Source organism: Clostridioides sp. GD02404 (assembly GCF_045898275.1).
GTDB classification, from domain to species: domain Bacteria; phylum Bacillota; class Clostridia; order Peptostreptococcales; family Peptostreptococcaceae; genus Clostridioides; species Clostridioides difficile_A.
The window spans coordinates 69,949-85,355 of record NZ_JBJOCA010000013.1 but is presented as its reverse complement, the minus strand read 5'-3'; the positions used below and the strand labels follow the sequence as shown (position 1 = coordinate 85,355).

Genomic DNA, 15,407 nt, shown 5'->3' with positions numbered 1-15,407 from the left:
TTTTATTTTTAAATTAATTTATGTGATTTTTCTTAATCTCATCAAGTAGTCCATCTTCTAAATAAATTTCTAATGCACAACCCACCATTGCCTTTACTGCTTTATGAAGTTTATCATAAGCTTCTGTAGAATTTGCATAATTTAAAAATTCTTTTTCATGAACATATACCATTGGATTTATATCTAAAGCTATTTCTGTATACATAGTAGGGCAAACTTGACTTACATTACCTATATCTGTAGAACCCACTGGTCCATCTTTTCCCTCTAGTATATCTGTTATACCTGCTTCAATCAAATTATTTTTTGTTATATTTTGAAGTACTTTATTATTTATTATATTGTCAAAAGAATTTTCAAAGTATCTATAAGATAGCTTAGCTCCTGTCATTAACTCTGCACCTTTTGCACAGTTTATAACTTTTTTAGTAACTTCATCTAAATAACTTCTTTCAGCAGCTCTTACGAAAAACTTACAAGCAGCTTTTTCTGGAACTATATTTGGAGCTTCTCCTCCATTTGAAACTATACCATGTATTCTAACATCTGATTTTACATGTTGTCTTAGAGCATTTATTCCAGCAAAAGTAAGTTGTACTGCATCCAATGCATTAACTCCCATATGAGGATGACTAGCCGCATGTGCTGATACACCTTCAAAGCTAAACTCTAATGAGTCTATTGCTAAAGCTTTGCAGTTTATATTATTAAAAGCTTCTATATGCATCTGATAGCTTACATCAATATCATCAAAAGCTCCTGCTTTAACTAAGTCACATTTTCCTCCTGTTGTTTCTTCAGCTGGTGTTCCTATTAATACAATTTTTCCTTTAAAACTTTCTTTTAACTTGCTTAATACTATACAAGCTCCTAGTGTAGATGCTGCAATCCAGTTATGACCACAAGCATGACCTGGCTCTTTATCTTCTCCATATCCAGGAAGTGCATCATACTCAGCTAAAAATGCTATAGTAGGACCATCACTATCTCCTAGCTCTGCTCTAAAAGCAGTATCCATATTACAGTATGGATATGTTGTATCAAATCCATATTCCTTCATTTTCTCTACTAAATATTTTGATGATATATATTCTTCATCTCCTAGCTCTGGGTTGTTGAATATAAAATCGCATACTTCTTCAATTTCTTTTCCAAGTTCATTCTCTATCTCATAAGCTCTTTTCTTTATACTCTCTATCATAACTTACCTCCTATTAGAATCCTAGATATAATCCTACTGTCAAAAATACCATTACAAGAATTGTTAATACTACCATTAGAGGAACTATGAATCTAACCCACTTTGACCAAGGGATATTAGCTACTGCTAGTGCTCCCATTAAAACACCTGATGTAGGTGTTATTAAGTTAGTTACACCTATCCCAAATTGATAAGCTGTAACTATCATTTGTCTAGATACATCTACTAAGTCTCCAAGTGGTGCAAGTACAGGTATTGTAAGTGATGCAAGCCCTGATGCTGATGGTATTAAAAATGCTATTAATCCTTCTATTAAGAAAGTTAAGTTTATAAATATAGTTTTTGGTAATCCATTTAATAAATTTGCCGCAGAATTTAAAATTGTATCTATTATAAATCCATTTTCTGCTATTATTACGATTCCACGTGCAAATGCTATACATAATCCTGCTGTCATTAAATCTCCAGCTCCACTTATAAATGAATTAACTATTTCATCTTGCTTAAGCCCTGATGCTATTCCAGATATTATACCTATGGCTGTAAATATCATTGCAATTTCAGCTATATACCATCCTAATTTTAAAACACCAAATATCATAATTCCCATACCTATTACGAAAATTGCTATTACAATGGCTTCTCTTTTTGTAAATTCTTTTATGTTTGTATCACTATTAACCATTGATTCTTGATTCAGTGATATATCATGTACTAAAGACTTTTTAGGGTCTTTTTTTACTTTATTAGCATACATCATAACAAATGCTATAGATATAGCCATATATATTATAAACATAACAACTCTAAACTCTATTCCAGAACCTGGTGCTATTTGTGACAATGCCTGTGCTATTCCTACAGAGAAAGGATTAGTAGTCGCCGCTCCAAATCCAGCTGTTGCCCCTATAAATACTGTTGCCACCGCGGTTAATGAATCATATCCCATGCTGGTCATAAGTGGAATAAATATCATATAAAAAGGTAATGTTTCTTCACTCATTCCAAAAGTTGTACCACCAAGACCAAATAAAATCATAGATATAGGTATTATTAAAAATTGAAACTTCTTCATTTTATTTACAGTGTGCGCTATAATGGCTTCTATTGCACCTGTTTTATTAACTATTCCAAAAGCCCCTCCAACTATCAAAACAAATCCAACTACTTCAGCCGCATCTATAAATCCATTTATAGGAGCTGAAAATACATCAGTAATACCTTGTGGATTTGATGGTGCTTTTTCATAAGTTCCAGCTACAACAACTGACCTTCCGTCTATATCTACCCTTTCAAAATTTCCACTTGGTACTATCCAAGTAAGAACTGCCATTACTACTATTAATAAGAATATTATAGTAAGTGTCTGCGGCATAGTAAACCTCTTCTTTTTTAAACTGCTCATTTTTATTCTCCCCACTTTTAAATTAAAATATTTTATTATTGCATCCCTTTTCTATCCTATTTTGTATAGATGTAAAAAAGCTCAACATGGATACATGTTGAGCTAAATGTGCTAAATACAATATACCTACATCTTCCCTTTATCTTATCTAAGATAGCTCTCCATCAAAATTCGGGATGAATTTGATGACAGTACTGTACCTATTAAATACAGTCCCAGCACTAGCTTTGGACACTAGCACTTCGGCACTTACTCCTTTTATATTGCTTCATTGGTTTCCAACCTCTTCAATACTAATCTTAGTAAATGCAACCTCTACCTCAATCTTTTTATTAGATGAGGTAATGCTTATTAAATTTTATTTATTGTAAATAATTGTAGCATAATATGTCGAGATTGTAAATATTTTCAATATAATATACTTAGAATTAAATTTTATTTTCCACATCAATAAACTTTATATCTGCACATACATTCAAAGAATGTAGTATATTTTTATATCTAATTTTTTAAAGTCTGAAGATATATGTTTTTATATGTAACAAATTATACTTTCTCTATTAAGTGAATCTTTGGATATTTTTATTAGATGTTTATTAATAATTGATTACCATAAAAATCATTCTATTGTATCCTCAACTATTTATTCAATTCTTTTTTAAGATAAATTGGTGGATACTTAACACTTTTTAATTCTTCACTACTTTTTAGAAGCTTATTGTTTTCTACATTATAAATTTGTAACATAACTTTATTTACATATAGGGCATAATAATCATCACTATAAAAATACTGATATTCATATTGTGAATCATCTTTATAATTTACTCTATACAGTATTCCATTATAGCTTGCTTTCTTTGCTTTTTCTTTTGTAATACTCTTTATATCATCTTCCGAAATACCTTGCTTTACCATATATTTATTGATATATATCTCAGCCTCCTTCCATGGTTTGAAATAGTTATTATATACAACACTTCCTGCTATACCTACAATACCTATAATTAATACTACTAAAATAATTCTATATTTTCTCATGCTAATTCCCCTTCTTTTATTATTTAAAACTATTATAATTCACTAAAAAAAGATGTTATATTTTTCTATTAAAATATAACATCCCTCGTATTTAGTATCAATATACATGCCCTAACTGGTCGGTTAAAAGACCCCACTGTCAGTATTTTTATTAAGTAGTATATATATTTCCTACTTTCAATGTAGTTTTATTTCATTATTATAAAAATTTCACAAGTATTTGTTTTAAAATATCTATTGCAATATTTCAATTAACATAATAAGTATCATATTAAGCTTCTAAATTTATATATTCAGCAATATGACTTTATAAGCTGTAATATTACATCAGCTGCCTTATTTGAACCACCTGCATTATAAAAGCTTTTTGATAGTTTAATTGCCTCTTCTTTGTATTCATTATCATTCATAACTTTAAATACAGTATCTTTAATATTTTTTGACCTATTTTCTTTTAACATCAGTCCTGCACCTAAATAAGCAACTCTATTAGCTACCATTCTCTGCTCTGAATGTTGTGGAAATAAGACCATAGGTACCCCATAATATAAACTTTCATTTACACTATTCATACCACAATGAGTGATAAACACATCAGCTTCTTGAAGTATAGCAATCTGTTCAACACTATTTTTAACTTCAAAGTTATTTGGTATGTTCCCTAAACTTTTAATGTCAGTATCTCTACCAACAGACATAATTATATCAACATCACAATCTTTAAATGCTTTTATACAGTTTTCATAAAAATCAACATTTTTATTATTAATCGTACCAAGTGAAATATATATAAGTTTTCTCTTTTTATCTTTAGGCTTAACAATCAACTTTGATACTGATGGCCCTACAAAAGAATATTTACTGGAAAAAGTTTCTGACATTGGCTGAAATTCTTTTGATGTATATACAATAGTATTTGTATCATTATCATTAGAAATCATAGAAACAAAGTTTTTTACATAATATCCTTTTCTTTGTAAGAGCTTTATTTTTTTATTAATACATTTCATCCCAAAAAACATATGAACAACTTCCATAAAACTTTGCTTCATCATTTTTGCTGTATGTTTATTAAATGCAAAAGTTGTTGTAGAGCATATATATGGAATATTAAGTTTTTGTGCAAATAACTTTCCCCAAAAGCTTAATGAGTCTGATACAATACAATCTGGATTAAAAACTTTGAGTTCTCTACATACTTTTTCATCTAAAGATATTGTAGTGTCTGCTATCATCTCAATTAACCCAGAGAAATCCTTGCCAATTTTTTTCTCATCTTCAGGACGTAATTCTGGGAGATATTTATCACAACTAATAAATTTTGCTCCAGTATCTTCAATTTTATCTTTAAATTCATTAAAAGAATAATACAATACTTCATTCCCTCTATCTACTAATTCACGAACTACTTCAATGGTTGGATTAGTATGACCATATGCAGGAATGCTGAAAAAAACTATTTTACTCATATTTTATCCATCCTTTTATAATTTTTTTAAAATTATTCTTCTTTATCTGTTACTCCCATATGACCTATAAAATTTACCAAATCATGTTGATGAACAATTCCTAGTCCTCTTTCTTCATCTCCAAGTATCAATAATTTATCTCCTGTATTTATATTAAATATATCTCTTGCTTCTTTTGGAATAACAATCTGACCACATTCTCCAACTACAACAGCTCCAAAGAAAAATTTTCCTTTAGGTGGTATTATAATACCTGTTTTTTCTTCTGAATGATTGACTAAATCATCTAGTTTGACATTGTACAATTTTGCAAGTTTAATACAACTATCTATATCAGGAGTGGATTCTCCACTTTCCCATTTTGCTACTGATTGTCTAGATATATTAAGTTTTTCAGCTAAATCCTCTTGCGTATACTGATGAATTTTTCTTAGTCTTTTCAAATTTGTATTAAGCATATTTTAATATCTCCTATATTTATCGTACTAAATTTATTATTTAAATTCTATCAACTAATTTTAACATTTATGTATATATTGATATACATTTCTCTTGTACACATTTACCCTTTAATAAATATATTATAAGAAAATTTATAATTAATAGATACAATCTTTAATTTATCTAAAATGTCATCTTCTATTTATAAAAGTACAAGTGGGACTTTTTGTAATATATTAGAATATTATGGCTTTACTAGTACAAAATTGTTTTACAGAATTTTTAAAACGAAATTTAAATGAACTTATGGCTGTCACACTAGCAATTATAAAACGTTATGTGACAGCTACTTCAAAGATTTCCATAATGGAGATGATTTTCAGTAATGATGTCTATCACCCATTTTTAATACATTATAATTAGTTAGACAATAAATATTTGAGCATGATATTATTATATATAATAGTACAAAGAAATATAGTTTTGCCATGAATAAAAAAAGTAAAAGTTATATAAATAACTATAATAATTGAAAAGGAAGTAATATATGAAAATAGCAATCATAACAACTGAATTTTTAAAAGAATTTGTAGAGAATTCTATAAAAAAATTAAATATCAATGCAGAAGTTGAAATATATATTTATAAAAACTTTTCTCATGTTGGAGATTTATATCTAGAAATCGAGGATAAGTTTGATGGATTCGCAGTCAGTGGACCCATACCTAAGGAAGCTATTACAAAAAAAGTTGCTACTATAAAAAAACCTTTAGTTGATTTTGGTACTGATTTACAAAGTTATTATGATATGTTTCTAAAACTTATTTTTAAATACAATACATTAGATTTTTCTAGAGCATACTTTGACCTAATGGATTGGGCAGTTAATCCAAAAGACATATCATATTATCTATCAAATGGCACATTTGGAGACTTAATGTGTAGTATTAATGAAAATGCCTCTAAAATGAGTTTATACGATATAGCAGAACTTGAAAAAAGTATTGCAAAAAAACATATTGATTTATGGAAGGAAGGTAAAATTGATTTTTCTACTACTCGTTTTAGTAGTATTGTTCCTATACTACAAGATGCAGGAGTAAATTTTCATTTCATATATCCTGACATAGATTTATTAAAAAATACTTTTAACAGCTTAATAAAAGACATCAATTTACATAGAATGAAGATAAACCAACCAGGTATAATATATATAACAGTTAAAGATACGAACCATGATGATTATACTATAGACCAAATTTATAAAATATTAAACAATCTAAAAAAAGATAAATTAACTGATTTTATAATTGAGAAAGATAGTAGCTCTTTTAAGATTTTTACTAAATGTGAGACCATTAAATCATTAACTAAAAATTTCACTACATGTTATATAAAAGAATCTATTGAAAATAGTATAAACCTTAAAATATGCGTTGGATATGGGATTGGTAATAACATAAAACAAGCCATGTCTAATGCCATAAATGCTAATAAGGAATCTAAAATAAATCCTTTAAACTACAGTTTCTTAGTTAATGAAAGTTATGAGACAATAGGGCCTTTACTATGTGATAAGTTACTTACAGTTTCAAATAAAGTAACTCCACACATAAATACAATTGCCAAAGATTCTAAATTGTCTACTCTTACTATTCAAAAAATTATATCTGTTATTGAAATTCTACAAAAAGATGAAGTTACTCCTAAGGAATTATCTTCATGTTTAAATGTAACAGTAAGAACTGCCAATAGATTTTTAAGTAGTCTCTTGAAATCTGGAAATGCTACCATATTATATGAGAAGCAGAACTCAACAAAAGGTAGACCTGAGAGAGTATACAAATTATTTATATCAGAAAATAAATATTAAAATATAGTGTATAAGAAAATATTTTATCATTAATCAGTAAATAAAATTATATAAGTTTTTAAAAGGTATATCTTATATTTATGATTTAAGATATACCTTTTGTAATATTTATTAATAATTTATGTTATTGTTTGTTAAATTATATTTTAAACTTTATATCTCATTTAAGGAGTTGGAATATCATCTGGAATAGGACACTTATATGTTTTTCCATTCATAGATTTATCAAATTCTTCTTTTGCTTTTTTGGCTATTTCTGGATTGCTAAGTATTTTAGCTCCAAACATAGCCATAATTTTTGCTGCATATATCATACCTTTTTCTCCAATAGAACTCCCTGCACAAGCTGTAAACTGCCAGCTATGCCCAGGAGCACCTAGATTTGCGCATCCTGTAAAAAAGTATGCTGTAGGAACTATATGCATTACATCTCCAATATCAGTAGACCCATAACTATTGAAGTTTGTAACATTTCCTCCACCATAATATAGATGAGTTCCTTCTGGCAAATTATATTTACTTATCATAGCACTATATTGTTGAGGACTTTGTCTATCCAACTCAGCTGCAAAGTCCAATTCATCTTGAGTCCAAGGCTCTTGTTTAATATCATCCATACATTCTGACACAAGATTTGCTAAGACATGATTGTTTAAAGTATTATAACACCCTCCTAAAAACTCCACTTCAACCTCAGTCTCAGTCATCATTGCAGCTCCTTTTGCTACTTTTATAAGTCTTTCATATGTATTTTCCACAGCTTCCCTACTTAAAGCTCTTGTATAATACCATACTGATGCTTTATCAGGAACTATGTTAGGTGCTACTCCTCCATCTGTAATGGTATAATGAATTCTTACATCAGAAGTAACATGTTCTCTCAAATAATTAGCTCCTACGTTAGTAAGTTCCACAGCATCTAAAGCACTTCTTCCATTTTGAGGGTCTGAACCAGCATGTGCAGTTCTTCCTTTAAAATGAAATTTTACAGAGTTAACAGCTGTTGATATACCAATTGTAGCTTCACTAATCTTATTTGGATGGAAATTTATAGCTAAGTCTAATCCTTCAAATGCGCCACCTCTAGCCATAAACCCTTTACCTGTTAATTGCTCTTCTCCTGGACATGCATAAAACACTATAGTCCCACTTAAATTGTTTTCTATCATTTCTCTTTTAAGTCCTACTACTGCGCCTACATGTGCAGTACATAATAAATTATGTCCACACCCATGACCATAACCTCCCAATTCAAATGCTTCTTGCTTTGTTGAAACTTTTTGATTTAAACCAGGTAGTGCATCAAATTCTCCCATAAAACCTATAACTGGTTTACCTGAACCAAAGCTTGCCTTAATAGCTGTAGCTAGACCTCCTACTCCTACTTCCACATCAAATCCTTCGCATCTTAGAAAGTTTGCTGTATTTTCACATGCTTTGAACTCTTTAAATGCCTTTTCTGGATTTCTCCATATTTTCTTACTCAAATCATCAAGTTTAAATCTTTTATCATCTATCTCACTTATAGATATACTTCCTATCATTACTTCTACCCCCTATAAATTATTACATATTAACCAAATATAAGCGGACCTATTATACTAGCAAATGCCACTGAGGCAATAGTTACAGTAACAAATCCTCCTATAATCATCTTTGGTAATAAATAATCTGTTGCTCTTTGCTTTTCTTCTTCAGAGCCTTCCATTGCATCAATACCTTCATTAGAAATTATCTGTGTTGCCGGATATGCAAGCATACAAGTTACCCCAATTGCAGCTGACATTCTTGGAGAATATCCTAACATTTTTCCCACAGTTGCAGTAAATAGTATTATAAATACAGAACCTACAACAAGTATTCCTATAGTCGGAACAATCATACCAAATAATGCTGTTGGAGTCACCTTGGCAAGCCCTCCAGGTAACATCAGCATACAACCAAACATTATAATTCCATTAGATTGAGATTTATCTAAAATCCCTTTTTCTAAAAACCCTATCCTTGTAAAAATTAACCCTACCAACAAACATGCTATATTGGGATTTAAATAATAGTTTGTAGGAGTAAATCCAGGTATTATAGTTGCCAATCCTACAAAATTACCAATCATGGCTACAATTGAAAGTTTCGCAAGATATACTAGAGTGGATGATTTCTTACTTGAATCTTCCTTAAAAATCTTCATACTTGGAAGTCTAAAATTACTTTTTATTTCATCCTTTAAGAAATCACCTTTATCTCTTTTAGATTTTAATTCTTTATTTATACAATATGTTGTTATAGGAATACCAAAGAATTTTTGAAATGATAATACTAGAATTACAAATGCTGCAAGTTCAGGTCTATTTGCTGCTTCTGCTACAGTTGTTACAATAATACCAGCAACAGTAGAACCTGCTATTGGAGGTGCTGCTATTAAAGCATACTCTCTCCCAAATAACATACTACCCACTGTGAGACAGCCAACTGCTATGCCTACAATCCCTACTAATGCAATTACAACCGTTTTCCATTCACGACATAAGTCTTCAAGATTTATAAGTGTTCCTAAGTTAGTTATTAGTAATGCTATGCCAAAGTTACTCATTGCAGCCAATATGCCTGATGCACCTGTAATGTCTTTTGGTAGAATATTTGTCCAAAATCCCAATAAAAATATAATACACACAAATAGCAATGTCGAAATTGCACCTTTTGTTTTCTTAGATAAAAACTCACTAAAAGCATAAATCATTACACATACAGTAAAGCATGTAAGTGGATTCCAAAAATTTTCCATTGTTGTTTCCTCCTGAATATAATAATTTTTTTATCAATAAAACAATAATTATAAAATGTATATTCTGTAGTTAATTTTAACTACATATAGCACAACTTGACATTTCCATGCGTCTTAAATTATTCTCAAAATACCTAAATAAATATATCTATAGTTAATCTTTTAAATGTTAGCTATAAACTATTAAATTACTAGATTTCTTTTGAACCTTTAAGCCTCTGCATTATTAGATAAATGTAGAATTGTACCACAATTATCTTTAATTTTAATATACATGTTAGAAAACTTATATTTATTTAAATATTGATATAATATTTACACTTTATATACGTCTTAAATTATTCCTAAAATATCTAATATAAATTAATAACGTATCTATTACTATTGTTAAAAGATATCTTAATCCAAGTCTTCTTTAAGTTTAAACCTAAACTTATATTTGATATTATTCTCCCCCCTTCAAAATAAACTTTGTCTAATAACTTTGAAAATCACATTTTAAGAAACAAAGTAATTTATCATATTAAATCATCGATAAATTATAGTTTATTACTAGTCTTAAATTATTCCTAAAATAACTACAAAAAATTATTAAATTTTAAATGTACTAACTTTCATATTATGATACTATTCTTGATATAAATTATAATTTCAAAGTTTATTTTTGTCAATATATTCTGACATTTTTTTATAATCAGAAATATTAATCTTCTTTTGATAAAAATGACCCAAATATATATGTATAGAGAGTTTCTCTATACATATATATTTGAGTTCTAAATTCTAATTAGTAACATACTCAAAATCATGACTACATCGCCATAATTAGAGCTCTTTTTCGTTTAATTTTATATTCTGTATGCTATATATGTAAATCTGTCAACTTTTTCCTAAATATTTTTTTATTTAATTGACTTCACATATATTATATATCAAGTGCTGCATGATATCCTTGATATACTGCAGTAGTTATAGTAGATGGACGTACACAATCACCGATTTGTGCTACATATGGAGCACAATCTATTAACTCTTCTACTATATTTCTATTAGCTCTCTGTCCAAGTGCACATATAACATGTGTTCCTGGTACTAAAATTTCATTACCATTTTTATCAGCACAAAGAACGCCTTCCTCTGATACTTTTAATCCTTTAAATTCTGTATGTACTTCAACACCTTGTTTTTCTATTTCATCTAAAAGTATTGGACGATGTCTTATATTTGCATCTGGAGCAAGTTCACTTCTCATTTCCACTATATGAACCTTCTTACCTTCTTTAGCTAAATGTATCGCTGTTTCACATCCAGCAAGACCTCCACCAAGTACTATTATTTCTTTCACAGTTTCTACCTTATCTCTTTCTAGATAATAATTGTTTACAACTACTACATTATCGCCATCAAGTCCTGGAATTGGAGGAACTAATGGAGATGAACCTACTGCTATTATTAGGGCATCCACATTTTCTTTTTCTACATACTCCTTAGTAACTTTTGTATTTAGACGTATTTCTACACCTTCATCTTTTGCTAATTTGCTAAAAGTATTTCCAAGTTCATACATTTCATATTTAAATGGTATAGCTTTTTCTCCTTTTAAGATTCCACCTAATGCATCTGCTTTTTCACAAAGTATTACTTTATGACCACGTTGTGCTGCTGTTATCGCTGCTTTTAATCCTCCTGGCCCTCCACCTGCTACTAAAACTTTTTTAGGTTTTAATACTGGAGTTATTTCCATACCTTCTATTTCACGACCTATAAGTGGATTTACTGTACATCTTCTAGTGGAAGTTGCAGCTCTTTCAGCCATACAAGTGAAACATCTTAAACACTTGACTATATCCTCATCTCTATTTGACATTACCTTTTTTGGAAGTTCGTGGTCTGCTAATAATGCTCTTGCCATTTCAACTACATCAGCTTTTCCACTTGCTATTATCTCTTCCATTTGAGCTGGGTCATTTAGTCCGCCAAGAGTTGCAACTGGTACACTTACATGTTTTTTGATTTCCGCTGCAAGATAAACATTGCATCCATGAGGTACAAACATAGATGGATGTGTTATTCCAAACCCTCTTTGATATGTTCCTGCTGAAACATGAAGCAAGTCAATTCTTGACTCTAATAGCTTAGATATTTCAATACCCTCAGCTAAATCATATCCACCTTCAAATAACTCAGAGCCACTTAATCTAAATTCTATTGGGAATCCTGGACCTACAGCTTTACGAACACTATCTAATACTTCTTGTGCAAAACGTACCCTATTTTCTAAAGTACCTCCATATTTATCAGTTCTTTTATTAAAGTATGGTGATAAGAATTGATTGATTAACCATCCATGTCCTCCATGAACCATTATCATTTCAAACCCAGCTCTTTTGGCAATACCTGCAACTTCTCCATAAGACTTTACTATATCATCTATTAATTCTTGAGTTAATTCCTTTATTTCTAGACCATCAGCTCTTGTACTTGGACTTACTCCATACTGTGACAAACCTTGCTTTTTGTTTTTGTCCACTAGGTAAGTTCCTGCATATTGACCAGAATGTGATAGTTCTACACTTGGTATTGCACCATGACGTCTTATAGCATCTGCTGTATATGTAAAACTGGCTAAAGAATCAACTATTTTTAAATCTAAGTGATACGCATGTGAACCATCAGTCTCTGGATGAACCATACATTCACTTATAGTTACAGCTCCAGCCCCACCCTTTGCTCTTAATTCATAAAATGTTGTTGACTTTGGTCCTATTGTACAGTCGGCTGTTATATCTGTTCCACCCATTGGTGCAGAAAACATTCTATTTTTGAATATTACATTTCCTATTTGAATTGGTTTACATAAATTTGGATATTTTCTTTTCATAATATTATCTCCTCCATATTAACTTATTTTTTTGCTCTGATATTTTGATATTTCTTTATTATTTACAAATCTATAAACAAAGGTTAATCCTAAGCCTATTATCGCCATAACAATTCCTATTGTGAATGCTCTTGTATAATTACCATCCACTGCGTAAACATTTTTCATTACTGTAGGTCCAATGTATCCTGCAAATGCAAATCCTATAAACATGATTCCATAATTAACGCTATTATTTTTAGGACCAAACTGGTCTACTGTAAACCCTGGGAATACCCCCATAAATGCCCCAAAACATACTCCTATAATAGAAATTCCTATGTAAAACTTCACTACTTCTCCTTGTACTGAAGTTGATAAACAAAATAAACCTACAATTGAAATTATAAATGCCATTGATAAGGTATTTATTCTACCTATCTTATCTGATATATAACCTGCTACAATACGACCTGCTGTATTGAATAAAGCTAAAACGGAAACTGCCATTGCAGCTGTTGCTGATGTCATGCCTATCATATTTTGTGCTAAAGCAGATGCCATGGATGTACACATCAATCCATAAAAAGCTCCACATGTTAGTAAAATAATCATCACATAGAATATTGATGAAGAAAGCATTTCTCTCCAATTTTTATTTTTTGACTGCTTCCCTTGCATAACTGGTGATGTCCATCCTTCTGGTACAAAATCATCTGGACATTTTTCAATAAAAAATGATGCTCCACATACAACTATAAGAAATACTATCCCAATTGACTTAAATGCTGTTGTAATACCAAAACTAGTAGTTATGCTATTTGCTATTGGTGGTATAATTACAGAACTAAATCCATAAGCAGCAGTTGTTATTCCCCCTACTAATCCACGCTTATCTGGGAAAAATTTAACAGAGTTGCTTATTGTACACCCATATACCATTCCAACTCCAAGACCTAGTACGATTCCATATGTTAATACTAACATTGGTAAGCTTTTTGAAAATCCAGATAAAATCATACCAATACCAAATATAAGACCGCCTACAAAAATAACTTTCTTAGGTCCAAACTTATCATTTATTCGACCTCCAGTAATCATAGTTATGGGTCCAACTGAATTAGTAACTGTGAATACTATTGCTAAAGTGCCTGCAGTAAATGCTGTTCCATTAATTCCACTTAAGTATTCTGCCATAGGTGTAGCAAATACACTCCATGCATAGATTGACCCAATACACAAATTAATAAAACAACTTGCGATTAATATAATCCATCTTTTTTTAGTATAGTTCATTATTTTTTCCCCTCCAAACAATTCAATCTATTCCTTTTATTTAGGTTAATATTATCATAATAATGTTTTCATGTAAATACAAACATGTAATTTATTACATGTTTGTATTTACATCTTTTTTTTATTTAACCTATTTTTTTATAAATAATGATATAATAGACTTATTGATAATAAAACTAAAGAGGTGAAATATGGGAACCCTTAAATATGCAATATTAGGACTATTAAACAGAAAACCTATGACAGGATACGATTTAAGTAAAGAATTTAATTTTCAACTAAATGAATTTTGGAGTGCAAAACATAGTCAAATTTATCCAGAGTTAAAAAAATTAACTAATGAAGATTTAATAGTTCATGAAGTTGAAATTAGTGGTGATGTGTTAGAAAAAAAGGTTTACTACATAACAGAAAAAGGAAAGGATGAATTTTTAACTTGGCTATCTAAAGACATCCCAATGGAGCCTACTCCTAAAAATAAGTTTAGACTGAGAGTATATTTTTACAATAATCTAGATTTAGAAAATAGAATTGATTTACTTAAACATCAACTTATTCAGCATAGTAAAAGACTTGAATTTTTAATGAGCCAAAAAGATGCTTATGCTGAAATTCCTGACTTTTATGATGATTATTTTGGTGATTATCTTGTATTAGATGGGGCGATTATAAGAGAAGAAGGTCAAATTAAATGGCTAAGTAATTGTATAGATATTTGCCTACAACAAAGTAAAAAATAAATATCAAAAATAATTTTTTTAAATCTATACAATATTAATTAGATGATTCCTATATTGAGTAGGAACCATCTTTTTTGTACTCATTAATTCTTTTAATTATTATAGTCATAAACATACTAATCTATTTCATCTTTTAAATCTTTAAAAATACCCTACAAAATAGACATTATATATCTACTCTATAGGGTACATTTTAATTTAACTCTATTTTCATGAATTTTTATGTCTATTAAAATGAATTTTCATCTCAATCAATCTAACATAATAATTATAAGTTATTTATCCAGTTCATTTTTGCT

At 29.5% G+C, this 15,407-nt stretch carries 12 protein-coding genes, 1 pseudogene and 1 riboswitch; of the genes and pseudogenes, 3 read left to right on the top strand and 10 right to left on the bottom strand.

Annotation, left to right across the window (positions count from 1 at the left end):
* Nucleotides 1-13 precede the first annotated feature (13 nt).
* From Q3287_RS09855 to Q3287_RS09830, 6 genes and pseudogenes are all read right to left on the bottom strand, one after another.
* Complete coding sequence (locus Q3287_RS09855; protein ID WP_054277543.1) at nt 14-1,201, bottom strand: M20 family metallopeptidase; 1,188 nt, start codon at nt 1,199-1,201, stop codon at nt 14-16.
* A gap of 13 nt (nt 1,202-1,214) precedes the next feature.
* Entirely contained in the window at nt 1,215-2,606 is a 1,392-nt protein-coding gene (locus Q3287_RS09850; RefSeq protein ID WP_054271585.1) for a YfcC family protein, read from the bottom strand.
* Between the two features lie 146 nt (nt 2,607-2,752).
* Nucleotides 2,753-2,932, bottom strand: a riboswitch (Lysine riboswitch).
* A 313-nt stretch (nt 2,933-3,245) separates the two neighbouring features.
* A complete protein-coding gene (locus tag Q3287_RS09845) occupies nt 3,246-3,647 on the bottom strand; it encodes a DUF3139 domain-containing protein (RefSeq protein WP_407964012.1) in 402 nt (133 codons plus the stop codon).
* Between the two features lie 293 nt (nt 3,648-3,940).
* Nucleotides 3,941-5,116, bottom strand: coding sequence for a macrolide family glycosyltransferase (locus Q3287_RS09840; protein ID WP_407964011.1), 1,176 nt, complete (start codon nt 5,114-5,116; stop codon nt 3,941-3,943).
* A gap of 32 nt (nt 5,117-5,148) precedes the next feature.
* Nucleotides 5,149-5,364: an AbrB/MazE/SpoVT family DNA-binding domain-containing protein gene (locus tag Q3287_RS09835; protein ID WP_407964024.1), complete on the bottom strand. Its 216-nt coding sequence runs from the start codon at nt 5,362-5,364 to the stop codon at nt 5,149-5,151.
* A gap of 27 nt (nt 5,365-5,391) precedes the next feature.
* Nucleotides 5,392-5,574 (bottom strand): annotated as a pseudogene (locus tag Q3287_RS09830) (helix-turn-helix transcriptional regulator); the annotation flags it as partial.
* A 229-nt stretch (nt 5,575-5,803) separates the two neighbouring features.
* Between Q3287_RS09830 and Q3287_RS09825 the strand changes: the two are divergent.
* Nucleotides 5,804-5,980, top strand: coding sequence for a hypothetical protein (locus Q3287_RS09825; protein WP_407964010.1), 177 nt, complete (start codon nt 5,804-5,806; stop codon nt 5,978-5,980).
* A 124-nt stretch (nt 5,981-6,104) separates the two neighbouring features.
* The gene (locus Q3287_RS09820; protein ID WP_407964009.1) at nt 6,105-7,430 is read left to right on the top strand and encodes a hypothetical protein; all 1,326 of its coding nucleotides are present in this window, start codon (nt 6,105-6,107) and stop codon (nt 7,428-7,430) included.
* A 164-nt stretch (nt 7,431-7,594) separates the two neighbouring features.
* Here Q3287_RS09820 and Q3287_RS09815 read toward each other — a convergent pair whose 3' ends face one another.
* The 4 genes from Q3287_RS09815 to Q3287_RS09800 all read right to left on the bottom strand — a co-directional run bounded on the left by Q3287_RS09815 (nt 7,595) and on the right by Q3287_RS09800 (nt 14,368).
* Nucleotides 7,595-8,974: a M20 family metallopeptidase gene (locus Q3287_RS09815; RefSeq protein ID WP_407964008.1), complete on the bottom strand. Its 1,380-nt coding sequence runs from the start codon at nt 8,972-8,974 to the stop codon at nt 7,595-7,597.
* Nucleotides 8,975-9,003: 29 nt separating this feature from the next.
* Nucleotides 9,004-10,212, bottom strand: coding sequence for a hypothetical protein (locus Q3287_RS09810; RefSeq protein WP_054277562.1), 1,209 nt, complete (start codon nt 10,210-10,212; stop codon nt 9,004-9,006).
* Nucleotides 10,213-11,137: 925 nt separating this feature from the next.
* A complete protein-coding gene (locus Q3287_RS09805) occupies nt 11,138-13,093 on the bottom strand; it encodes an FAD-dependent oxidoreductase (RefSeq protein ID WP_407964007.1) in 1,956 nt (651 codons plus the stop codon).
* 18 nt (nt 13,094-13,111) lie between these two features.
* Complete coding sequence (locus Q3287_RS09800; RefSeq protein WP_407811498.1) at nt 13,112-14,368, bottom strand: OFA family MFS transporter; 1,257 nt, start codon at nt 14,366-14,368, stop codon at nt 13,112-13,114.
* Between the two features lie 191 nt (nt 14,369-14,559).
* Here Q3287_RS09800 and Q3287_RS09795 point away from each other — a divergent pair, with 191 nt between their 5' ends.
* A complete protein-coding gene (locus Q3287_RS09795) occupies nt 14,560-15,108 on the top strand; it encodes a PadR family transcriptional regulator (RefSeq protein WP_054277565.1) in 549 nt (182 codons plus the stop codon).
* Nucleotides 15,109-15,407: the final 299 nt, after the last annotated feature.